The organism is Bacillus sp. S3 (genome assembly GCF_005154805.1).
Classification (GTDB): domain Bacteria; phylum Bacillota; class Bacilli; order Bacillales; family Cytobacillaceae; genus Neobacillus.
Map to the genome: position 1 here is coordinate 4,126,128 of NZ_CP039727.1, position 24,435 is coordinate 4,150,562.

The 24,435-nt window shown below is 42.4% G+C and carries 21 protein-coding genes and 1 other RNA gene; 3 read left to right on the forward strand and 19 right to left on the reverse strand.

Annotated features, from left to right (window positions below):
* From FAY30_RS20170 to FAY30_RS20180, 3 genes are all read right to left on the reverse strand, one after another.
* Positions 1-849, reverse strand: a complete 849-nt coding sequence (locus FAY30_RS20170; protein WP_149871545.1) for a family 1 encapsulin nanocompartment shell protein — start codon at positions 847-849, stop codon at positions 1-3.
* A gap of 129 nt (positions 850-978) precedes the next feature.
* Positions 979-1,542 carry an IMEF encapsulin system ferritin-like cargo protein gene (locus tag FAY30_RS20175; protein WP_149871546.1) on the reverse strand — a complete coding sequence of 188 codons (564 nt, stop codon included), beginning with the start codon at positions 1,540-1,542 and terminating at the stop codon, positions 979-981.
* 110 nt (positions 1,543-1,652) lie between these two features.
* On the reverse strand, positions 1,653-2,528 hold the full coding sequence (locus FAY30_RS20180; RefSeq protein ID WP_149871547.1) for a LysR family transcriptional regulator: 876 nt from the start codon (positions 2,526-2,528) through the stop codon (positions 1,653-1,655).
* Positions 2,529-2,723: 195 nt separating this feature from the next.
* On the opposite strand from FAY30_RS20180, the gene FAY30_RS20185 reads away from it, so the two are divergent.
* Positions 2,724-3,353, forward strand: coding sequence for a chromate transporter (locus FAY30_RS20185; RefSeq protein ID WP_149871548.1), 630 nt, complete (start codon positions 2,724-2,726; stop codon positions 3,351-3,353).
* An 18-nt stretch (positions 3,354-3,371) separates the two neighbouring features.
* The gene (locus FAY30_RS20190) at positions 3,372-3,914 is read left to right on the forward strand and encodes a chromate transporter (protein WP_149871549.1); all 543 of its coding nucleotides are present in this window, start codon (positions 3,372-3,374) and stop codon (positions 3,912-3,914) included.
* Positions 3,915-3,978: 64 nt separating this feature from the next.
* On the opposite strand, the gene FAY30_RS20195 is transcribed toward FAY30_RS20190, so the two are convergent.
* Entirely contained in the window at positions 3,979-4,350 is a 372-nt protein-coding gene (locus tag FAY30_RS20195) for a protease inhibitor I9 family protein (RefSeq protein WP_149871550.1), read from the reverse strand.
* Between the two features lie 151 nt (positions 4,351-4,501).
* Here FAY30_RS20195 and FAY30_RS20200 point away from each other — a divergent pair, with 151 nt between their 5' ends.
* On the forward strand, positions 4,502-5,731 hold the full coding sequence (locus tag FAY30_RS20200; protein WP_149871551.1) for a helix-turn-helix domain-containing protein: 1,230 nt from the start codon (positions 4,502-4,504) through the stop codon (positions 5,729-5,731).
* 142 nt (positions 5,732-5,873) lie between these two features.
* Here the strand turns inward: FAY30_RS20200 and FAY30_RS20205 are convergent, their stop codons facing one another.
* From FAY30_RS20205 to FAY30_RS20270, 15 genes are all read right to left on the reverse strand, one after another.
* Positions 5,874-9,950: a S8 family serine peptidase gene (locus tag FAY30_RS20205; RefSeq protein ID WP_149871552.1), complete on the reverse strand. Its 4,077-nt coding sequence runs from the start codon at positions 9,948-9,950 to the stop codon at positions 5,874-5,876.
* 816 nt (positions 9,951-10,766) lie between these two features.
* Positions 10,767-11,101: a transfer-messenger RNA gene (gene ssrA, locus FAY30_RS20210) on the reverse strand.
* Between the two features lie 164 nt (positions 11,102-11,265).
* The gene (gene smpB, locus FAY30_RS20215) at positions 11,266-11,733 is read right to left on the reverse strand and encodes an SsrA-binding protein SmpB (protein WP_149871553.1); all 468 of its coding nucleotides are present in this window, start codon (positions 11,731-11,733) and stop codon (positions 11,266-11,268) included.
* 160 nt (positions 11,734-11,893) lie between these two features.
* Positions 11,894-14,215, reverse strand: a complete 2,322-nt coding sequence (gene rnr, locus FAY30_RS20220) for a ribonuclease R (RefSeq protein WP_411675505.1) — start codon at positions 14,213-14,215, stop codon at positions 11,894-11,896.
* Positions 14,216-14,285: 70 nt separating this feature from the next.
* A complete protein-coding gene (locus FAY30_RS20225) occupies positions 14,286-15,032 on the reverse strand; it encodes an alpha/beta hydrolase (RefSeq protein WP_149871555.1) in 747 nt (248 codons plus the stop codon).
* Positions 15,033-15,318: 286 nt separating this feature from the next.
* Entirely contained in the window at positions 15,319-15,552 is a 234-nt protein-coding gene (gene secG, locus FAY30_RS20230; RefSeq protein WP_149871556.1) for a preprotein translocase subunit SecG, read from the reverse strand.
* 133 nt (positions 15,553-15,685) lie between these two features.
* On the reverse strand, positions 15,686-16,603 hold the full coding sequence (locus FAY30_RS20235; protein WP_149871557.1) for a DUF7916 family protein: 918 nt from the start codon (positions 16,601-16,603) through the stop codon (positions 15,686-15,688).
* A gap of 14 nt (positions 16,604-16,617) precedes the next feature.
* Entirely contained in the window at positions 16,618-17,160 is a 543-nt protein-coding gene (locus FAY30_RS20240; protein WP_149871558.1) for a DUF6241 domain-containing protein, read from the reverse strand.
* A complete protein-coding gene (locus tag FAY30_RS27885) occupies positions 17,144-17,266 on the reverse strand; it encodes a hypothetical protein (RefSeq protein ID WP_263315237.1) in 123 nt (40 codons plus the stop codon). The genes FAY30_RS20240 and FAY30_RS27885 overlap by 17 nt, the downstream gene beginning before the upstream one ends.
* Before the next feature lie 52 nt (positions 17,267-17,318).
* A complete protein-coding gene (gene eno / locus FAY30_RS20245; protein ID WP_149871559.1) occupies positions 17,319-18,617 on the reverse strand; it encodes a phosphopyruvate hydratase in 1,299 nt (432 codons plus the stop codon).
* Between the two features lie 19 nt (positions 18,618-18,636).
* On the reverse strand, positions 18,637-20,169 hold the full coding sequence (gpmI, locus tag FAY30_RS20250) for a 2,3-bisphosphoglycerate-independent phosphoglycerate mutase (protein WP_149871560.1): 1,533 nt from the start codon (positions 20,167-20,169) through the stop codon (positions 18,637-18,639).
* A complete protein-coding gene (gene tpiA, locus FAY30_RS20255) occupies positions 20,162-20,923 on the reverse strand; it encodes a triose-phosphate isomerase (protein WP_149871561.1) in 762 nt (253 codons plus the stop codon). The genes gpmI and tpiA overlap by 8 nt, the downstream gene beginning before the upstream one ends.
* A gap of 31 nt (positions 20,924-20,954) precedes the next feature.
* Positions 20,955-22,139, reverse strand: a complete 1,185-nt coding sequence (locus FAY30_RS20260; RefSeq protein WP_149871562.1) for a phosphoglycerate kinase — start codon at positions 22,137-22,139, stop codon at positions 20,955-20,957.
* Positions 22,140-22,268: 129 nt separating this feature from the next.
* Positions 22,269-23,276 (reverse strand): type I glyceraldehyde-3-phosphate dehydrogenase, encoded by a 1,008-nt coding sequence (gene gap / locus FAY30_RS20265; protein WP_149871563.1) that lies wholly within the window; start codon positions 23,274-23,276, stop codon positions 22,269-22,271.
* 49 nt (positions 23,277-23,325) lie between these two features.
* Positions 23,326-24,348 (reverse strand): sugar-binding transcriptional regulator, encoded by a 1,023-nt coding sequence (locus tag FAY30_RS20270; protein ID WP_149871564.1) that lies wholly within the window; start codon positions 24,346-24,348, stop codon positions 23,326-23,328.
* Positions 24,349-24,435: the final 87 nt, after the last annotated feature.

Consider the following 24,435-nt stretch of genomic DNA (forward strand, 5'->3'; position numbering starts at 1 on the left):
TTATTCCCCTATGAATTCCAGTGTGCAGATCGCCGACGGCCGCTTGATCCGCAATACAGCCGTTTCGTAAACTCGGAATGGGTGGTTCATTCCTTCCTGTCCCATATACGCCGTATCGAAGTCCTCGGAAACAGCAAGGTCTAGGTTGTTGCGCCCTGTATTTAGAATGACTCCCGCTCTCCCTTTTAATACGGGGGATTGGAACACGCCATCTGTGACCAGTTCACGAATATGTTCGATTTCTAAAACATTTGTATCCCTATGTACTCGGTGGATAAGTGAGTAAAGTTCTGGCGAAAGCACAAGGGCAAACGGACCATTATGGTTCATTTCCAGGAGCTTGCTTCTTGCTTCGACAATATCCTGAAAAGCCGTTCCGGATTCATACCATTCGCCAATCAAATGTGTAAGGCGGCCTTGCACATTCATGAGCCCAGGGATATCAAATTCCTTTGCCCCGTGAAAAATCATTTGGTCTTCAAGATTGGCCACATCTCGGGCGGCATTGGCTGCGGGTGAAAAATCAACCGGGATGTCCAGCACCTTTGCCTGTTCTAGGTCCCGCCAAAAAAGAACAAAATCCTTGTAGAGCAATGGGATGGTGTGGTTGACCCGTTTACTCGATTCAAATGTCGTATCAAATGAACCTTGGATATCCATTTTTGCTTGAATAGTTTCTGTAAAAATGTCATTGGCAATGCTTTGCACGCCTCGCCCAAGCGGACCGTACAATTCGATAAACCGGCGTCCCACCAACTGCCTGCGTGCAGTTTCGATGACTGTTATATCTAATTGATCGAATTCGTGATCCGATAAGGGAGCATCCGGAAATAACTGTGATTTACTCATGAATCTTTCCTCCTTTTTCTGGAAGTTAGTACCTTGTCTTTTTTAAATCCGCGGGTTTGGGGTGGAATTCCGCCAAACACCAGAATTATTCCGCCAAACCAGAAATTTTAAGTTACCCTTTTAAAAAAACTACCTCAAACTCCCTACAGTGAAGCCTTTTTTATGTTTAACCGTAACCCTAGCTGGTGCAGCGGTACCTGGCCGTTCAAGGTGGTCATGATGCTCGTCGTGGTGGGCATGCGGGTCAACGTAGTTTGTGTCGAAACGACTGTTGATTTCATTTAACATTGCTTTGACCTGTTGATAATCCTGGTAGGATACCTCACGCAATTGGTTTAACATCGTGCTCCGGTCCTCGTCGGTAAAACGAAACAGCGCTAAGTCGAGGTGCTCGACGAAATTATGCAAGCCGAATTTTTCTAGATTCAGCTCTTGCAGGAGCCGGTTAAATTCATTGTTCGTTGGTGCAAAATCGGCATCAGACTTTTCTTTTTCAAACTTACTGATCAATGGTATTAACTCCACTAAGCGTGACAGTCGCTGCTCCTCTTCTTCAAAAATATGATGATAATACAGTCGTTCATGGTCATCGGTGGCATTTTGAATCACCGGGTTAAGCATATTCATAAATTTTTCAATGGCATCATAGGTCGTCGTAAAAATCCGATGAAAGATCTTTAGTTCCTCTTTCACTTCCTGCACCCCCAAAATTCAACTACCTGTCATTATTGACGTTCAACAGAGGTTTTAAAACCGGAAAACAAATAAAAAAGCCCAGCAACACTTTGCCGAACTTTCCATATTTATTCCTTTATGAAATTTAAAAAATCAGTTACTCCTATTTTATGAAATCGCTGGTTCTTTTTAACCAGCCATAAATCTCTCATTATCGTTACGTCTAAAATATTTACTCCTTTTAAGGTCCCTTGCTCCAATTCTCTCGCTACTGTCAATCGCGGCAGGATACTGATCCCAAGTCCTGCTTCCACAGCACTTTTAATCGCTTGTGTGCTCCCTAATTCCATATAACTTTCAATTTTTTCTAGGATGCCATGTTCTCTTAACATATTTTCAACGATTAGTCTTGTTCCTGAACTGGATTCGCGCCATATCATTCGTTCATTTGCCAGTTCTTTAATTTGGATTTGTTCAGTCCACACATGCTCAGGGGAACAAACAAGGAGGAGCTCGTCGTCAGCAAATTTTTCGACGATAAATTTTTCGTTTTCAAAAATCCCTTCAACTAAAGCCAAGTCAATGACATCATTGAATAAATCATCGATTACACCAGGCGTATTTTTAATCGTTAAAGATACCTTTATATCCGGTTGTTTCTTTTTAAAGCGCCCTAACAGGCTTGGCAATAAATATTCTCCAATGGTAAACGATGCCCCCACATGAAGGGATGAATGATACTCTCCCGTTGCCTGTTTAATGACTTCCTTGGACCGATTGAAATCATGGATGATGGTTTTTGCAAAAGGATATAACATTTTGCCCGTTTCCGTCACCTTTATTTTTCCATCCGTTCGATCGAATAACAAAGTGCCATAAAAATTCTCCAGTTGATGGATCTGCCGCGTTACCGCTGGCTGAGATACAAAGCTTAATCTGGCGGCCTGACTGATGCTTCCTTCATCGACAACCAAACAAAACAATTTCAAACTCTCTATGTTCAATAGGAAAACCCCCATATCCTCAAATTCAGACCAACCTACTAGGTATAACAATCTGTTATACCCTATCCATTTATTGCAATTTACCCATACGATTTCTTTTGCTAATGTAATAGATAGTATGATTCATATGATATACAATACACTATAGTTTCCCCACAAAGGAATATATTACATAAAAAGAAAGAGGGAAAAATAATGAAGGAACAATGGAAATTACTGTTCCAGATATTTTGGAGTTTTTTCAAAATTGGCCCTGTAACATTTGGCGGGGGTTTTGCGATGATCCCCTTAATTGAAAAAGAAATTGTTGAAAAAAGAAAATGGTTAAAAAGTGAAGATGTGACTGATGTGTTTGCCTTGTCTCAAACCGTCCCGGGAGGGGTTGCCGTTAATTCGGCGACATTTATCGGGCAGCGGATTGGCGGGCTGAAAGGGGCGATTGCTGCCTTAATTGGTGTGTCGCTGCCCACCTTTTTAATCGTTCTCACACTTGGGATCTTCTACTTTTTCGTTCATGATAATCCAAAGCTAGAGGCAGCATTTATCTCAATTCGAGCCTCTATTGTGGCCATCATTGTGTATGCCGCGATGAAAACGATCAAGACAGCGATAGTCGATAAAACCACATGCTTGATCATGCTTGTGGGAATACCGGCATTGTTCTTCATCCATCCGATCGTTGCTATATTTGTTGGCGCATTATCTGGTATTTTTACCGTTTGGATTAAACGAAAAAAGGGCCGACCAGTCGAATTGGAACAACGTAAAGACAATGAAACAGATCCAACCCAACATCCTGATTATTTCATGGGTGCCGGAATTTAACAGAAAGGGGCTATTTGTATGGTTCTATGGCAGCTGTTTAAAACATTCTTTATGATGGGCTTTGTCTCCTTTGGAGGGGGCTATGCTATGATTCCCCTTATAGAAACAGAGGTTACGAAATATGGATGGATGACGGCAGAGAAATTAACCAATATGATTGCCATTGCAGGCATGTCACCCGGTCCGATTGCGACCAATAGTGCGATTCTTGTTGGTTATTCAACAGCAGGTGTAGTGGGTGCGATTGTGGCAGCCATTGGCATTTTGCTTCCGTCCATCATCTTAGTAGCGATTGTCGCCACCTTTTTCATTAAGTTGCATCACATTCCCGTAGTCCAATCGATGTTTTATGGATTAAAACCGATCGTGGCTAGTTTAATCATGTATGCGGCGATCAGTTTTGCCCGTGCAAATAACCTGATTTCGGTTCATCTCTCTTTTCAGTCGATCAGCTTATTGCTAGTATTTGGATTATCTCTGCTAGCTCTAATAAAATTTCGCTGGCATCCACTCTACGTTATCTTGCTTTCGGGTGTTGTTGGTGTGGCACTTTATTCGTAATATGAGAAAAAAAGGTCAGTCTTCCGTCACTTTCATGCAACGGAGGACTGACCCTTTTTTAAAGTTAGAACTGGACAAAGGGCGGGTCGAGTTTAAATTCTTTATTGGCATAAATCGCCGATATTTCAGGTGATTGCAGTAATATTGGAATTTTATTTCCCGGAAGGCTCAAGGAAACCCCATTGAAAACCGTCTTATACGTATGGTTAATCCTGAAGGGAATCCCTTCAGGACCTAACAATCTTTGAAGATCATTCTGAAACCGAAGATGACTCGCCGCCACTTCTTGCTCCGCCTGCTGGAGGGAAAGTGGAAAGCCGCTGGAGTTTGCGATGGCAACCGCGGCATGAGCCGGCTGCGTTTTGAAATGAATGATAATTGTAATTACGTTATTTGTTTTCATATTAATCATTGGATCTATATAAATAGTCGCCATATGAATTCTCCCTTTTTACAAAAGATAATAATTTTCTATCATTTCAACAAAATTCGACAATTTCCATTTTGAATTTCTGCTAGCATTACGATTAATAGAACTTAAGTTATTTAAGTCATTCGCTAATCGCATATAGGAAGGTAGGATCAAAATGAACGAAGGAAAGGTAATTAAACTTTACCGTGAAAAGGCCAACCTAACCCAAGAACAGTTGGGTAAAGGGATATGCTCCGTCACCCATATAAGTAAAATTGAACGGGGACTAACAGAATATTCTCCCGAAATTACTTCACTTTTAGCACAACGCCTTGGAGTTGACATCCAATCGGAGCTACAGCGTCTTAATGGAGTTGAAGCACTCATTCAGGATATGGAAAATGCCTTGATTAAACAGAAGTTTGACGAAGTAGAAACTATTATTCCAAAACTATTTGATGTCCCTATTCTTGCTGTATCGAAATTTCAAATTCACTTTGACCTTCTGCTCGCCAGATACTACTGTTCCCAAGGGAACCCTCGAAAAGCCATGAAAATTCTTTCCGCCATCCAAAAGGATATGGATAAATTATCTTCCTATGAAAGTAATTTACTAAAACATGTTTTAGGAATCTATTACATAACCGAAAAGAAATATATTAATGCCATTGATTTATTAAAATCAATCAATCCCAATCAATATAGAAATTATGAATTTTACTATAATATGGCTTATTCCTATCATTCAATTAATTCAAAAGTACTGGCTTACTATTATGCCGAAAAGGCATTAACCTATTTTAAGGAAACAAATAATTTTAATAGAATCATTGATACAGAAACACTAATGATCGTGCAAATTGGTGATAATGAGTATTTAAACTTTCAAGAGACGTTGGCGCAGTATCAGTCACTTCTTCAAACGTGTGATATATGTAATTTTATCGATAAAAAAACAAAGCTTCTGTATAACTTTGCCTATAACCGGTACCTTCGCAAAGAATATTTGGAAGCGAACGAATTATATAAAGAAGCAATGCAGCTTTGTGAGAAGAATTCTCCCCTCTATTTCTGGTCATTTGAAGGATATATTCGCTGCGCCTATGAAGGTTCCTTGTTGGAAAAAGATAAATTGACAGAACTGGTTGCTGATGGAATGTTGTCGCTCACAAAAAATCCAACCGATCGGCTCAGTCATATATTGTTTACGATGTTAAACTATGAGATTGCGGAAAGTATTGAGCTGTATACATTTATAGACGAAACTGCCCTGCCATTTTTCAAAGAAAATGAATTATTTTGGCTCGTTCAGCAGTATGAAAAACGGCTCTTTGTCCACTACTCCGAATCAAGTCAATTGGAAAAAGCGCTGAAAGTAGCAGCTTCTCTATTAAAAATTTATTAAATTTACGTATAGAAATCAATTCATCATTATCATAACTTGATAGTTGATAGATTGTAAATTGGGGTAATTTTTCAGCCGCCTGAAAGAGAAAGAAAACACTTGAAATTAGTTTAAACGATTCAAGTGTTTTCTCTTATGGTTGTTATTGACGAATCCCCAGTTCAGCGAGAATCTTTTCTAATGTTTTTCCGCTTGCGTTTTTCTTTGGCACAGGAGCATTTTCAACATCCTCGTTTTGCTTCAGGTAGTTATTCTGGATAAATGCCATATCCTTTTCATCCACTACCCCGTCAAAGTTGATATCTGCTGCCCGATCATTGGTTTTCCATGCCTTTTGAACGGCGAGCGCATCCAAGACATCAATCACACCATCCTGGTTCACTTCACCGGCTGTCAGATTGGTAAGATACAAATTGAAGTCATTTCCATACGCAATGCCGCCTTTGACAATACTGACCGGTACTTCAACCTTCGTCAAGAAATGACCCGGGACCTTCATTTCAACGGTGTAAGGTACCTTGGACAATGGCAATTTATCAATGGTGAATTTACCATATGGGCTAATGGAAGATGTGCCGTCGTACACCTTACCGTTTGAATCCATCAACTTGACTGAGCCTCCGACCTTGGTCCAGTCCTTTTGGCCAAGGTATCCGCCCCACTCCGGGTCACCGACATAGAATCCCTCTGGGCCGATTGTACCCTCTAACTTTGAAAATTGCGGGTTAATTTTAAACGTAAATGGGGCATTGATAACCTGGATCGTTTGATCATTTCCACCCGTTACAACAACAGTCGGGTTGATGTAATCGCCTGTGGTAAATTTATCATCCGATACTTTGATGGTAACTTCGACAACTTTCTTGTGATCGAATGCACCGCTAGGTTGAGTAAATTGGACAGTTACTTGATTATCCTTCAACTCAATCTTTGCCTTATCAACAAAAGTCTCCGCAAGCTTAGCGTCTATAAGCTCTATATTCTTGGATCCATAAATGTCGGTAAAGTTCCATTTTGCTTGAGTAATATCCTCTAGGTTATCCAGCATGATTGCTGCTTTGAACGTATCACCTGTCTTGACTTCGGTTGTCTCACTTGTCGGATACGTAACTGGTGTTCCTTCTTTCACAAAGTTATATCTCTTACTGATTTTATTTCCAGCGATATTATAGCCTTCCATGTCAAAATACAGCGGCTTTTCAGATTTATTCATGGCAACTTCCTCAATAAACCTTCCGTCTTTATCCATATAAATTGGCATCGACGGGAAGCCCCATGTGCCCCAATAATACACCATATAGTTCGAGGATTGGTCGTAATTTAAACCGTATTTCTTCACCTCGTCGACAATCGGATCAGTGATTTTAATGTCAAACGGGTAGGTTTGCTGCCCCGGCTTAAATTCAATAAATGGCGAGTTTCCATCTAATGAGCTTTCAAAATTTGGTTTATTGAGATAGATCCATAAATGTCTGGTTTCTGTAAATACCTTTCCGGATAGGCCGGTCGCGATGAATTTAATTTGGTAATGTCCTTCTTGAGCATAGCTATACTTTGAAGAAATAGGCTTCTTAGCATCGCCGGTAAATTTATAGTAAAGCCCATTGAAGAACGTTAATCCATAAGTAATATCTTCGTAAGCACCATTCAGGTTTGCCGTACCGATCAGCCCCAGGTCATTTCCCTTCTCATCCTGCAGGACAACATCCAATTTTTCCATTGGCGCTTTCATGTTGAACTGAGCGTAGACATAGGGCTCCCTGAAAAAGTCCAATGGTTCCTCGTTTAAATAACCTGGAGAAAAAACAGGGTTATCGATCTCCACTTTATTGAGTCCTTCTTTTAATAAGCAGAAGCTATACGGGATCCTGTACTGCTCAGCAGAATTCTCCGTATTGGTTAGCGTAATATAGCCTGTATAGTAGCCTTCTTTTGCTTTCTTGTGGACACGCAGGCTGGCGGATATTTTTTTCTCTTCATTGCCCTTGACAGTAATGTTATTGGTAATGTCAATTGACATGCCATTCTGCATCAAGCTGTTGGAACCTTTTCCTTCAGTAACATTCATGGTGAACGTCTTTTTCATTTTTTCATTGTTTTTTACTTTAATAGATTTGGTGATGTGAAGGTTTTTATCCACTAATTCATGATCAAAGCTAAGGCCTCCAGTTAAGGACTTCACTGCGACCAGATTTTCCGCACCGGGAATAAGCGTTTTGTCGAGAACTTGGAAGCTTGCTCCATTGTGGACAGCCTTATATGGATTAATTCTTCCCGCGCCCACTTCAAACACATTGTAGTCCCCGTTCAGCGGATCGGCTGTATTCATAACGACCGTTTTAATATCCTCCGGCATTAGTTTCGGATTAGCCTGCAGCATTAAGGCCGCAACCCCTGCTGTAAATGGTGTCGCCATTGATGTTCCAGAATAGCGTGAATAAGCAAATTGATAGTTTCCTTGATCATTGGGATTGACCATAAAGGATGGCACAGTCGAAAGAACACTGACACCCGGCGCAACTACTTCCGGCTTCATTCCGTACGTTTGTCTGGCTGGTCCCCGTGAACTAAAGTCTGCGAGACGATCCCCGTCCGTTTGGCTAACTCCATAACCAGAGAAAGTAAAGTCCTTCTGCCCCGCTTGAAGCTGTGCTTTTATCTTTTCCCCAGCATCCTTCGTCACAGAGAGGGTTGGGATAAATGTGGTTGATTCACCAAGATTGGCATTAATTTGTCCGTCCACATTGTTAGATAAAAGAACAGCGGCAGCGCCTTTTTGTTTGGCAAGGGTGACCTTATCGTTCAAAGGAATGTCTCCGCGGGCAATCAGCGCTATTTTTCCTTGCACATCTTTACCATTATAGTCGGCATTCGCTCCAATGCCGACATCGACAACCTCATATGACTTTCCATCAAGGTCATTTAATTTGTCGGTATAATTGCGTGCCATACTGACAAGCTCAACACCGGATTCACTGCCGATTTGGCCTTTAAAAGTAGAAACCGCCATTGGAACATCGCTTGCTCCAATCGTTAAGGCAAGCGCGGCTGCTCCAGGTGAACCTAACGTATATTCATTTGGACCTGAATTACCCGCCGCAACTACGGCAGTAACCCCGCTTAGTACAGCATTATTGACAACTGTACTTGTTGGGTAATAAGGGTCGTTTATGCCTGAACCTAATGAAAGATTGATAATATCCATCCCATCTTCAACCGCTTTTTCAACTGCGGCCATGATATTGTTAGCAGTTCCAGTCCCATAAGGGCCAAGAACACGATAACCATATAAATCGACCTCAGGCGCCACACCCTTAACAGAAATATCTTTATTTGTTCCCTGTCCGGCTATCGTTCCAGAGACATGTGTTCCGTGTGAAGTGTAATAAGTTGAACCGTTGGAAACTTCCGGGTACTTCGTCTTTTTCCAATCCCCATACGTTGTCTCCATTGGGTCATTATCGTTATCAACGAAGTCATATCCACCCTTGTAGACCTTCATTAAGTCAGGGTGGTTGTAATCGATGCCCGTATCAATTACTCCAACTTTCACGCCTTTCCCTGTTATTCCCTCATCATGGAGCTTGTCCACCTTTAAATGAGATAAACTTTCCACTGCTGTACCTGGTGTGGAACCTGCTTTTTCTCCATCCCCCTCAGGAAGAATCGGATCAACCTTGTACGTTTCATTTTTATAAACAGCTTTTACGACATCAGATTTTAATAGATTTGCCACCTGATTAGCCGGCAATTTCATCGCTACGCCATTGTAAACCGTTTTATAACTGGAAGTGACCGTGTGATTGATTTGTCTGCCCTTTATGTTACCGGCTGGAAGAATCGATTGAATATCCTTTTTAAATTGTTCGTGTTCCTTTGCTACCTGCTCATCCGCTTTCTTTTGCGATAGTTTATTTCCTTTTACTTCCGCATCAAGTACGGCAATCTTGCCCGGCTTTGCGTGGAATTGAACGATAACATCCAACTCCTCCTCTTTGTTTAATTCCTGTTTGTTGAATCCCTGCAGACCTGTTTGTTCTGTCAGTTCCAACTGCTTTAATGCATTTCTTTGTTCCGGTGTAAGTTCGGCAAGAATAGATTCTGCTTTTGAATTGGCCGCTGATACTTTCGGTGTTAATGTGAAGTTCGTTGATGACAGGATTAGACCTGCCGATAGAGAAATAACGGCAGCTTGTTTAAAGAATGTCTTCTTTTTCATAATCTCCCTACTTTCATCATTTTTTTAAAAAAATATGTAGTTCCTCCTTTTCTATTGAAATAGATTAAAGAGTAGCCTAATCCTATTATATTAATTTTATGAATATTCAACTATTGGGGTTATTGAAGCAGATAAAATGGTGTAAGAAGTCGGGGGGATATCTAAAATTAACAAATTTAGGGATAAAACAGGGTATATTAGGCTTATTGGATAGAGTTTGACCACCCCAATTAGCTTTTTTTTCAGAAAAAATTACCCCAAATGGGAAAGAACCGTAATGGATTTTTTCCAAAAATAAAAAGAACCGCATAGTCATTAGACTCATGCGGCTAAAAATCAGGCTGATAGTCCCAAAAAAAGGGTTAGTTCCCCCTCCACGATCATGCAACAGGGGACTCCTGGGTAAGTAATGACGATCCCTAGTATTACTAGAAAAGAAAATCGCATTTGAAAATACCTTTTTTCAAATATAAAAAAGACCAGCATTTTATCTGCTGATCTTGTTATCCACCTATGTATGGTGGAGACGGCGGGACGTGCGTTTCCATGCTTTCGTCATGGCACTGACTATATCTTGAACCTGCTATTCAAATAGGTCCCTCGGCGTCTTATGCGAATCATAAATTTACCTCTGTAGGTATGGAATTCGCATCCTAGTACTACCAAATAAATTATGGCAGCCTATAAGTCGATACACGGCTGTTGGATTACTCCACATACCGCTCGGCATTGCCCTATCACTAATTAAAGTGACTTAGGTTTCACCGATAAAGCCGAATTTTCACTTGTATGTTACCATACAAGGCGACTAATACTTAATCGAACCCGCGTCCAAAGATATCGCCACTTAAGCTTCTACGAGTGTAGTCGATATATTGGTGTTTCGCTGAGCCTTTTGCCTATCGACCGGCGTCCGGTCAGCTAGCCTGGTTGCTCTCTTCCTTCATCCTCAGGCGGTGGAATCCGGCGTAGCCTACTTAGAGTGAGTCCGCTACCCTACCACATAGGCGATGGAGGGGCGAACAGCTATGCAGTATTAAGCTGCGAAAGCTAAGTTGTTGTTAGTTTTGCCAGTTATGGCTTTGACGTTTTAACGAGGCCGATCCCCTCGACTCGCCACCTAAGCTCAAACTACCCCTGTCGAATCCGTAGCGTCCCCATTATAAAAATGAAGCTAGACTAGGAAAGCTCAAGATTGTTTTGAGCAAAAGTTTCTGCCGCATATCTTAGCGACAAACTTATTATAACACACTTACAGCAAATTTCAATTGTAAGTATTTGTAAGATGCGTTTTGTTGTTGTTCAAAAAGCAAGCTTACATCTTTTGACGTTCGCGGAAAGCTCTTTCGACTTCGCGCTTTGCTTCTTTTTGCTTTAAGGATTCACGCTTGTCATAATTCTTTTTACCCTTTGCCAGGCCAATTAAAACCTTACAGAAGCCATTTTTTAAATAAAGCTTTAAGGGAATAAGGGCGTATCCTGCCTCTTTCGTTTCTCCAAGGAGTTTACTGATTTCACGTTTATGAAGTAATAATTTACGTGTTCGTAATGGGTCATGATTAAAAATGTTGCCCTGTTCATACGGACTGACATGCATTCCAAACAGAATCGCTTCCCCATTTTGAATTCGCGCATAGGCATCCTTGAGATTCACCTTTCCCGCACGAATTGATTTGATTTCTGTTCCTTGCAATACAATCCCGGCCTCATACGTTTCTTCAATAAAATAGTCATGATAAGCCTTTTTGTTTTGAGCGACTACTTTTCCAACACCTTTTGGCATATTTTTCACCTCAATCTATAGTTTTATTTTAACAAAAAAAACAAGTCGCTACAATTAAGAAAAAGCGAAAGCGCCCGTTTAGCGAAGTCTACTAGCCGCTGGGCGCTGGAGCTGGACAATTGAAAGGGAGCCAACATTTCGGAAGGCTCCCTCTCAGCAACTACTTATTTCGCCGTTTCGTACTCTTTGATTTAGGCACGTTATCGTAAAATTTACGTTTCTTCTTCGGCTTTTTTCCTTGAGTGTCTCCGGAATCAGACTTTTGATTACGGCTTCCATTCCGGCCTTGATCACGGTCACCCTTCTGTTTATTGCGTCGAGGCTTATCAGTATCGCTGCGGGTTTTAAAAATTTTCGGTGTCTCCGAACGTTCCCTGCGAGGCGTTCCTTTCATGCCGACGATTTCAAAATCAATCGCGCGTTCATCTTTATTGACTTTTACCACGCGGACCGTGATTTCATCACCAATTCGGAACACATTCCCTGTCCGCTCGCCAATCATTGCAAAGTGGCGTTCATCAAAACGGTAATAATCATCGGTCATATAGCTGACGTGAACTAGGCCTTCAATGGTATTCGGCAGCTCGACAAACATTCCAAAGTTGGTAACCGAACTGATGATGCCATCATACTCAACGCCAATTTTATCTTCCATGTATTCCGCTTTCTTCAACTCATCTGTTTCCCGTTCTGCGTCAACGGCACGGCGCTCCATTTTTGATGAATGCTGGGCAATTTCCGGCAATCGGGCGTTCCATTTTTCCTGTGTCGCTTCATCCAGCTTTCCTTCAATTAGATACGTACGGATTAAGCGGTGGACGATCGTATCCGGATAGCGGCGAATCGGCGAAGTGAAATGGGTATAGAATTCGGTAGATAAGCCGAAGTGTCCAAGACTTTCAGGGTCATATTTTGCCTGCTGCATCGACCGCAGCATGACGGTTGAAATCACCATCTCTTCTGGCTTTCCTTGCACCTCTTCGATAATTTCCTGAAGCGCTCTTGGGTGCACATCATTGGCAGTCCCTCTTACAATATAACCAAAGTTCGTGATAAATTCGAAAAATCTTCGTAATTTATCTTCCTTCGGATCCTCATGGATACGGTAAATGAACGGTACATCGAGCCAGTGAAAATGTTCCGCAACCGTTTCATTTGCCGCGAGCATGAATTCTTCAATTAAACGCTCTGCTACAGACCGTTCACGCAGAACAACATCTGTCGGCTTGCTTTCCTCATCCACCAACACCTTTGATTCTTTAAAATCAAAGTCGATGGCGCCGCGCTTCATCCGTTTGTTGCGGAGGATGGCAGCAAGTTCTTCCATCAATTCAAACATCGGCACAAGTGGTTCGTAGCGTCCGCGTGTTTCCTCATCTTTTTCAACAAGAATCAGATTCACATCATGGTAGGTCATCCGCTCGGTTGTTTTGATGACACTTTGAAAAATTTCATGGGAAACAACGGCGCCCTCATCTGAAATTTCCATTTCACATGATAAAACAAGCCGGTCCACCTTCGGATTCAATGAACAAATCCCGTTCGAGAGGCGATGAGGAATCATCGGAATCACTCGGTCTACTAAATACACACTTGTTGCCCGTTGCTCTGCTTCAAGGTCGATTGGCGTTCCTTCTTTTACATAATAACTGACATCTGCGATATGAACGCCAAGTTTATAGTTGCCGTTCTCAAGCTTTGTGACGGTTACCGCATCATCAAGGTCCTTCGCATCGGCCCCGTCAATGGTGACAATCGTTTCATTCCGCAAGTCGCGGCGATTGGTCAATTCACTTTCATCAATCGTTTCAGGTGTGTCATTTGCCTGTTTAAGCACCTCATCAGGGAAGGCCATTGGCAGGCCGTGCTTATGTATGACAGAAAGAATATCCACTCCTGGGTCATTTTTATGCCCCAATATCGTTATGACTTCTCCTTCCGCACTCTTTCGCCCTTCAGGGTACGTGACAAGCTTCACGACCACCTTATGTCCCTCCACTGCTCCTTTAGAAGCGGCTTTTGGAATAAAAATATCACTGGCAAATTTCTTGTCATCTGGAATCACAAAGCCAAAGCTCTTGCTTTCAACGTATGTTCCGACGACTTGCTGTACACCGCGTTCAATGATACGGACGATGGTTCCTTCGCGGCGCTGTCCGGAGGTTTCTGATGAAATACGGGCTAACACGGTGTCTCCATGCATCGCGGTGTTTGTTTCATTCGGCGGGATAAAAATATCATCCATCCCCGGCTCATCAGGAACCACAAAGGCAAAGCCTTTCGCATGGCCGATAAGCTTTCCGCGAATTAAGTTCATTTTTTGCGGCAGACCGTAACGATTGCTGCGGGTCCGAACGACGAGACCCTTTTCTTCCATTTGTACAAGGGCTTTGACAAACTCTTTGAAATCACTGGAGTCCTGAATGCCAAATGCCTCCTCCAGCTCCTGAACCGTCAATGGCTTGTAGGCCTCATCCCTCATATATTGCAAAAGCCTGTCAATGTGCTTTTGTATGTTGTCTTCCAAACAAATCCCTCCTTAAGGGGTTTTATTAATCGTGCCAGTCTAATTTTTCTAAAAAGCTATAAACGTCTTCATGAAGCTGATCACGTTCTTTATCTAGTGTGATGACGTGACCGGACTCTTCATACCATTTGATTTCCTTTTTGACTGACTCGATATTCTCATAAATAATGTTGGCACTTTCCGTATTAATCATGTTGTCGTGGCGAGCCTGAACGACAAATGTCGGTGCATAGATCATATCGACATTTTCCCGGACGTCGGCGATTAATTGCTGCAGTGCTTTTAACGTTTTCATTGGTGTTTTTTTAAACTCATTCATTTCCATTTCGATTTGCTCGTCAGTTTTTCCTTCATATCTTTTATATTGACGGGCATATTCTAAAATTCCCTGGTACATCACTTCTTCACTTTTAATATGCATCGGTGCGCACATTGGCACAATCGCTTTTATAGGTACAGTGTATCCTATTTTCAGGGAAAAAACACCGCCAAGGGACAGTCCGGCTACAGCAATTTCTTCGTGGCCTTTATTTTTTAAAAAATTGTATCCATTTATGACATCCTGCCACCAGTCATCCGGACCTGTGTGGACAAGCTCCTCAGGGGGTACTCCGTGTCCTTTGTAGTGGGGGGCATGGCAGGTGTAGCCTTTCTTTTCAAGGAAGCGTCCGAGCATCCGGACGTCTGCTGAATTCCCGGTGAATCCGTGAAGCAGGAGTACGGCTCTCTTGCCGCCTTCAAAAGTAAATGGCTTTGGTACAGAGACTTTCATGTAAAAAACTCCTTTTGTTTCAATTCGCTTATATTAGTTTAAGCAAACCGAGGGGGAACATGCTAGAAAAAAGGCTTGCAGCAGATGGGTTGTTGATTTTGAGCAGCTGTATAACAGGACTTTCGGCGTTTTTGGGATAGTTTGCGACCCTTGGCCAGTGAATTCCACCAACTTGTTTTTGCCCATATTTTGAACAGGAATTCCCCATCTGAATTCCCTAACATAAATGTACCCGCTAAATGCAACAAAAAAACCCGGCGCTGCGGCCGAGTTTATCAGTTGAATATTAGATTTTAAAGTAAGTTACTGCAAGAGCAAGGATGAAGAATAATACTGATAGAACAATCGTAATACGATGTAGAATCAGGTCGATTCCTCGCGCTTTTTGTTTACCAAATAAGGATTCAGCACCACCTGAAATGGCACCGGATAAACCTGCGCTCTTTCCAGATTGAAGTAATACAACGGCAATAAGACCAATACTTACGATAACTAATAGTGTAACGACAAATGCATGCATGAAGGCCACCTCCTGTAGACGTACATTTCACAGTATATTAAATTTACCATATTATCTGCCTTTTAACAATAGTTGTTATTGTGAAATCTTGTAAACGAATACTGGAAATGCTAGAGTTGACCACCACAATCAGTTATCTTAAAACGGACGAGGCCATTCTCACATATGTATGCCTTTTCCCTCTTACGACAATCGAGTAGGCGGTAATATTTTCAGGAATCGACATTCCTGATGCACCGGCATCGCCAATATGGAATAAATCCGCGCCGGCCATTTTGCTGTTTAAGGCGATTTGTTTAATTGTTGCTTCGTCGGATCCTTCCTGGCTTGTGCCTGTTGTTAAAATGGCCAGTGCTCCTTTTTCATGAACGATGTCTACTAACTTCGCCGTTTTCTCGACGGTAAAACCTGGCACGGTTCCAGGTGATGGGATGAGGATGATGTCTGCGCCTGCTTCAATAAAACCGTGCAGCGTTTCCGTTGACATTAGACTGCCTCCGACCTCACCGGCGACACCAGCGCTATGCATTTTTCCAGCAATAATCAAGCCGTCTTCCCCGAATACCGTTCGAGCGACTTGGATCGCTTTCGTGATTTCAGCATTCGAAACACCAGTTTTCGGATTTCCTGTTAGGCAGACAAAATCAAAGCCTAGTTCCTTCGCCTTCCTCAATGACTTTTCCGTTGCCAGCCTTCCCTCCGGCAATTCAATCAGTGCCTCCACACGGTCAGCATCTACATCAACCGGCTCCAAATTAAGACCAATCGGCCGTCCGACAAGCTTTTTCAACGTGTGAACAATGGTATCAGGCTCCACTTCGGGAAGTCCTGCCATACTTGGGCTAAACACATCGAAGAAGTTTAGCAGGATCAGGTCGGCGCCAAAGGCTGCAGCCATTTCAGCATTGGTGACGGCTGGATAATAGGGCGTCACAGCACCGATCACCTCTGCAACGATTGTTCTCCCTTCAGAAGCGAGGATGGATTGTTTCAGTTCACGCCCGGTCATTTTTTCAAAATCAGATGCCGTACAATCTAACAAACGCTTCATAGATATTCCTCCAATTATTGTTTTACTTTAAAATGCTCATCAATAAATTGTTGTTCTTCTTTAACAGATGCAATACCCTTTGCAGCCCCAACCGTGCCGCCTTGAAGTTTCCATACTGCGTTATGGTCATGGTCGACTTGGGAAAAATCACTTTTGGACCAGCGCGTTAAAATGTCTAAGTAGACAGAAGCATGCTCATATTTCGCGCGATTATCAGATACTACTTCTATTAACCGTTTCACGCGATTAGGTGTAAGCGGGAGCGCCCCCCACTTTTTAGCTGCTTTTACTTTTTGATGTGACATTTGATGAATAGCCGCCATGACCTCTTCTTCTGGCATATCTAGCGGAAAATCTTTTTCTACTTTCGCCATGTTAGTGTCTTCCACCATCACGACCGTTTCGCCATCTTTTGTTTTTTCGACGTTCACGGTGACTGTTTCTTTTTGAAAAGGCAGCGAGCCTGTCGAAAAATAATAATAGGTTCCTAATAGGATGATAGCAAGAGTCATAATTGTGCGTTGTGTCCAGGAAAGATTTTTAAAATATTTTTTCATATGTATTGTGCCCCAATCTTTCTGTTGAATCATTAGGTTGTTTACTATATAAATTAAACACAACTTGGTTATTTCCTGCTTTTATTTTTTCAAGTGCACTTGCCAATAAAAACAACCCCCGGCCATGTTTATTGACCGGGGGTTGTTTTTTTCAGGTATTATTTGCTCAAGTTGTAGAATGATTTAAGACCATTGTATTGAGATGTTTCACCTAATTGGTCTTCGATACGAAGCAATTGGTTGTATTTCGCTACGCGGTCTGTACGTGATGGTGCACCTGTTTTGATTTGACCAGCGTTTGTTGCAACAGCGATATCAGCGATTGTGTTATCTTCTGTTTCACCAGAACGGTGGGAAATAACTGCAGTGTAGCCAGCACGTTTTGCCATTTCAATGGCATCAAATGTTTCTGTAAGTGTACCGATTTGGTTTACTTTGATTAAGATCGAGTTGCCGATTCCTTTTTCGATACCTTCAGCAAGCTTCTTCGTGTTTGTAACAAATAAATCGTCACCCACTAATTGAACTTTCTTGCCAAGACGCTCGGTTAACAGCTTGTGGCCTTCCCAGTCGTTTTCGTCTAGGCCGTCTTCAATAGAGATGATTGGGTATTTGTTTGCTAGTTCTTCGTACCAGTCAACCATTTCTGCAGACGTTTTTACAACGCCTTCGCCGGCAAGATGATATTTTCCGTCTTCTTTGTTATAGAACTCTGAAGATGCAGCATCCATTGCAAGCATAACTTCTTCACCAGGCTTGTAGCCGGCTTTTTCGATTGCTTCGACAATCGTTTGAAGGGCTTCTTCGTTTGAACCTAAGTTTGGTGCAAAGCCGCCTTCGTCACCAACAGCTGTGTTAAGGCCTTTGCCTTTTAGAACTGATTTTAAGGTATGGAAAATTTCCGCACCCATGCGAAGCGCTTCTTTAAAGTTTGGCGCACCTACAGGCATGATCATGAATTCTTGGATATCCACGTTGTTATCAGCATGCTCGCCGCCGTTTACGATGTTCATCATTGGCACTGGAAGCTGCTTAGAGTTGAAGCCGCCAAGATATTGGTATAAAGGAATATCTAAATAGTTTGCTGCAGCATGTGCAACTGCCATAGATACACCAAGGATCGCGTTAGCGCCTAGTTTGCCTTTGTTATCCGTTCCGTCAAGTTCGATTAACGCGTGGTCAACAGCCACTTGGTCAAGTACGCTGAATTCTTCGCCTACAAGCATTGGAGCGATGATTTCGTTAACGTTGTCAACTGCTTTTAATACACCTTTTCCTAGGTAACGGTCTTTGTCACCGTCACGAAGCTCAACTGCTTCATATTCACCAGTTGAAGCACCGCTTGGTACTAATGCGCGTCCGAAGGCGCCTGATTCTGTAAAAACTTCAACCTCAACAGTAGGGTTACCGCGGGAATCTAACACTTCACGTGCATATACGTCTGCAATAAATGGCATGTAAATCTCTCCTTAAAAATTATTTAATTAATGTTTTTCCAGTCATTTCAGCTGGTTGGTTAAGCTTTAATAAATCTAGCATAGTTGGAGCCAAATCACCAAGGATTCCGCCTTCACGTAATTCTATACCCTGTTTTGTGACAATCACCGGTACAGGATTCGTTGTGTGCGCCGTCATCGGCTCGCCTTCAAGTGTGATAACCTCATCGGCATTTCCATGGTCAGCAGTAATAATCGCTGATCCGCCTTTTTCAAGGATTAAATCGACAATTTTTCCTAAGCATTCGTCAACCGTTTCGATCGCCTTTATCGTTGGCTCGAGCATACCTGAGTGACCAACCATATCAGGGTTTGCGAAGTTTAGGATAATCGCATCAACTTTATCATTTTGGATTTCATTCATTAATGCTTCGGTTACTTCGTAGGCACTCATTTCAGGCTGAAGATCATAGGTTGCAACCTTTGGCGAGTTGATTAAAATCCGCTCTTCCCCAGGGAACTTTTCTTCACGGCCGCCGCTCATAAAGAAGGTAACATGCGGATATTTTTCTGTTTCAGCAATGCGCAGCTGCTTTAAGTTATTTTGTGACAATACTTCACCTAACGTGTTGTCAAGGTTTGAAGGCTTAAATGCTACATACCCATCAACAGATTCACTGAAGTGTGTTAAGCAGACAAAGAATAAATCCTTTGGATGCTTTGGACCGCGATCAAATGAACGGAAGTCTTCATTCGTAAACGTATTTGAAATCTGTATCGCCCGGTCTGGACGGAAGTTATAAAAAATAACAGCATCGTTATCTTGTATCGTTGCGACCGGCTGGCCATCTTCTTTGGTGATGACAGATGGGATGACGAATTCATCAAAAATTCCATGCTGATAGGAATCCTCCACCACTTCTAATGGACTGCGGTAAGAAGGACCTTCCCCGTAAACCATAGAGCGGTATGATTTTTCCACACGCTCCCAGCGCTTGTCACGGTCCATCGAATAGTAACGTCCAGAGACCGTTGCAAATTCGCCAACGCCGTACTCCTTCATTTTATCCAGTGTCTGCTGAATATATTTAGTCGCTGTTTTCGGACCGACATCACGGCCGTCAAGAAATGCGTGCACATAAACCTTTTCCACGCCTTCTTCTTTCGCGAGCTTTAATAGGGCAAACATATGCTGGATGTGGCTGTGAACCCCGCCGTCTGACAGTAAGCCAAATAAGTGAAGCGCGGTGCCATGTTTTTTCACATGCTCCATTGCCCCTGTAAAGGTTTCATTTTTTTCAAATTCGCCTTCACGAATGGCAATGTTCACGCGAGTCAAGCTTTGGTAAACAATTCGGCCGGCACCAATGTTTAGGTGTCCAACCTCTGAGTTCCCCATTTGCCCTTCTGGAAGGCCGACTGCCTCACCAGATGCGGTTAAATGGGAATGCGGGTAGGTGCTCCAGAAACGGTCAAAGTTTGGCTTTTTGGATTGGGCCACTGCGTTTCCTTTTGTCTCTCCCCTGCAGCCGAAGCCATCGAGGATGATGAGAGCAACTGGAGATTTACTCATACATACCTGCCTCCAGTAGCTTTAAGAATGATTGTGCATCAAGGCTTGCTCCGCCTACTAATGCACCATCAATATCCGGCTGTGCCATGTATTCTTTAATATTTTCCGGTTTCACGCTGCCGCCGTACTGAATTCTAACTGCATCGGCAACATCTTGAGAGAATTGCTGTGCCACGACTTGGCGGATATGTGCACAAACATCGTTTGCGTCTTGAGATGTCGATGATTTACCTGTTCCAATCGCCCAAATTGGCTCGTAAGCGATGACTAATTGTTTTACTTGATCAGCGGTTAAACCAGCTAATGCTTTGGCAACTTGGTCGCCGACTAATTGGTTGGTTTCACCGTTTTCACGCTGCTCTAATGTTTCACCGCAGCAAACGATTGGGGTTAAGTTATATTTAAATGCAGCAAGTGCCTTTTGGTTTACAGATTCATCAGTTTCATTGAACATTTCACGGCGTTCAGAGTGTCCGATAATCACATATTGAACTCCAAGGTCTGCAAGAGCTTTCGGGCTGATTTCCCCTGTAAATGCTCCTGATTCTTCAAAGTGCATGTTTTGAGCACCGATTTTCACTTCGGTTCCCTGTGCTGCTTCAACAAGGCTCTGTAAAAATAATGCCGGTGCACAAATCACTGATTCCATTTTATCTGCAGCAGGTACAAGTCCTTTCACTTCTTCCGCAAAGCTTTTTGCTTCAGAAAGTGTCTTGTTCATTTTCCAGTTACCTGCAATGATTGGTTTACGCATTGATGGCTCATCCTTTCTTTTGTTGAAAAAATTATTTATCGTTCAACGCCACGACGCCTGGCAATGCTTTTCCTTCCATGAACTCAAGGGAAGCGCCGCCGCCTGTGGAAATATGGCTCATTTTATCTGCTAAGCCAAACTTTTCAACTGCTGCTGCTGAGTCGCCGCCGCCAATGACTGAATATGTACCTTCCGCTTCAGCAAGAGCTTCCGCAACGGCTTTTGTACCGCCGGCAAATTTGTCAATTTCAAACACACCCATTGGTCCATTCCAGATGACCAATTTCGATTTTTGAATCACATCACGATATATTTCTGCCGTTTTTGGCCCAATATCAAGAGCTTCCCAATCAGCAGGAATTTCTTCAATTGCAACCACTTTTGTATTGGCATCAGCTGAGAAGTCATCCGCAACAATCACGTCTACAGGCATGTAGAAATTAACGCCCTTCGCTTTTGCTTTTTCCATGAAAGATTTTGCAAGATCAATTTTGTCTTCTTCAAGCAATGATTTACCAACCTCATGGCCTTGTGCTTTTACAAATGTATAAGCTAGTCCGCCGCCGATAATCAAGTTATCAACCAATTCTAAGAGATTTTCAATTACGCCAATCTTGTCCTTTACCTTGGCACCGCCAATTATCGCTGTAAAAGGGCGTTCTGGATTGGAAAGAGCTTTACCAAGTACGTCCAGTTCTTTTTCCATTAAGAATCCGGAAACTGCTGGAAGGTTTTTAGCAATTCCTTCAGTTGAAGCATGGGCACGGTGCGCGGCGCCGAATGCGTCATTCACATAAACATCAGCAAGTTCTGCAAATGCTTTTGCGAGCTCTGGATCGTTCTTTTCCTCACCAGGGTAGAAACGAACATTTTCAAGCAATACGACATCGCCGTCGTTCATTGTCTCAATCACGGCTTTAACGGTATCGCCGTATGCCTCATCCACTTTTTTTACGTCTTTACCAAGAAGTTCAGCAAGTTTGACGGCAACTGGTGTTAAACGCATTTCTTCAACTACTTTTCCTTTTGGACGGCCTAAATGGCTTGCCAAAAGAACTTTAGCCCCTTGTTCCATCAAGTATTGAATCGTTGGCAATGCTGCGCGAATCCGCGTTTCGTCGGTAATTTTTCCATCCTGCATCGGGACGTTGAAATCGACACGGCAAAATACTCGTTTTCCTTTTACATCGATATCCTTCAGTGTTTTCTTGTTCATGTAAAGGACCCTCCTATAAAAATATTGGCGTTTTTTACATAAAAAAGGGAGGGGGCTTCAACTCCCCGCTCCCCTTTGGAATACCATTAACCATTATATATGTTTTAAAGATGGAAATTCAATCCAATCTTATAGTCCTTTTGAAGCAATGTAACCAATAAGGTCAACTACACGGTTAGAGTAACCAACTTCGTTATCGTACCAAGAAAGTACTTTAACCATGTTGCCTTCAAGAACCATTGTTGATAAAGCATCGATTGTAGATGATGCAGTGCTACCATTGTAGTCGCTTGATACTAATGGAAGTTCGCTGTATGCTAAGATTCCTTTTAATGGACCTTCAGCAGCTGCTTTTAATGCTGCATTGATTTCTTCAGCTGTTACATCTTTTTCTAATTCAGCAACTAGGTCAACAATTGAAACGTTTGGAGTAGGAACGCGCATTGCCATACCGTTTAATTTACCTTTAAGTTCTGGCAATACAAGAGAAACTGCTTTTGCTGCACCAGTTGAAGTTGGGATCATGTTTTCAGCTGCTGCACGTGCACGACGGTAGTCCTTATGTGGCAAGTCAAGGATTTGTTGGTCATTTGTGTATGAGTGAACAGTTGTCATCATACCGCGCTTGATGCCGAAAGTATCATTTAATACTTTTGCAAATGGTGCTAAACAGTTTGTTGTACAAGAAGCGTTTGAAAGTACGTGGTGGTTGTTTGCATCGTACTTGTCTTCGTTAACACCCATAACAATGGTGATATCTTCGTTGTTTGCCGGAGCAGAGATGATAACTTTCTTCGCACCTGCTTCAAGGTGTTTCGCTGCATCTTCACGCTTTGTGAAACGGCCAGTTGATTCAACAACTACATCTACACCAAGGTCGCCCCAGCCAAGTTGTGCAGGATCGCGTTCAGCGATAACTTTCACTTTATGTCCGCCAACTACTAAGTATTCACCGTCAACAGTTACGTCTTCTGCCAGAGTTCCGTGAACTGTGTCATATTTTAGAAGGTGTGCAAGCATGTTTGCATCTGTTAAGTCGTTAATTGCTACGATTTCCACATTGCTATTGTTTAAAGCCGCACGAAATACGTTACGACCAATACGTCCAAATCCATTAATACCAACTTTTACTGTCATGATAAAATTCCTCCTTTTATTGGGTAAAGCTGTATTTTTATAAAGGGAATTACCCTTTCAATAAACTTTTTGCCACACTCTCATCAGTTATTAAAATAGTCGATGCCGGTGCTTTTTTAAAAAATGCCTTGATGGCCTTTGCCTTTGATGCCCCTCCGGCCACAGCAATGACGTTCGGGATATTGGCTAGGTCTTCGAGCTGTAGTCCAATCGTTGAGACCTTGTGGACTATCTCGCCCTCTTCATTAAAATAATAACCAAAAGCTTCGCCGACGGCCTTCCCGGTTTCAAGCTTTTGCTTGATTTCAGGGTTCGTTTTTCGCCGCTTAGCCATTGTGATAGCATCCCCAATCCCATGAATAACCATGCTTGCAGATCTAATTAGTTCTAACACCTCATGAATGTCAGGCTCTTTTATCAGGGATTGATAAATTTCCGGACTGACCTGGTCGGGAACGTACAATACACGATGTTTGGAATCCGTGTTTCTTGCCATATTCGAGCAGATCGTATTAGCTTGGTTTGCGACATCCTCGCCTACCCCGCCGCGTGCCGGGACAAACAGCAATTCCTTATGGTGATGATCAGGAGATAATCTTTCTGCAACAGCCGCCATCGTTGAACCGCCAGTAACAGCGATGATATTTTCCCCGTTTAAAAGCTTTTTCATGCAATTTGCACACGCCTTGCCTAATTCGCCTTTAACCAATGGTGAATCATCACTATCTCCGGGTACAATGATCACTTTCTTAGCGCCAAGCCGATGCTTTAATTCCAGCTCCATCACATCAATACCCTTTAATTCACGCATTAAACCTTCTAAATCCTCAAGTAAATTTTTCCCTTCTGGGGTTAAACTCATTCCCACATTATTTGCGTTAATAAGATTCTGCTCTTTGAGGAAATCTACTTCACTACGGAGGATTCTTTCTGTATAGCCGAGGCTGACAGCTAAGCTCCTCCTTCCCACAGGCTGCATAAATCCTATGGAACGTAATATTGTATAACGTTTTTGCAGGACTTGAAGGAGATCGGGTAATAATCTTTTTTGAATATCAATAAATGATTGCATGATTAGCATGCTCCTTTATTCTATGCAGTTGGTCCAAAAATGTCCACCATAGACATATTATGTCCCACCTACGCTAAAAAAAATCAC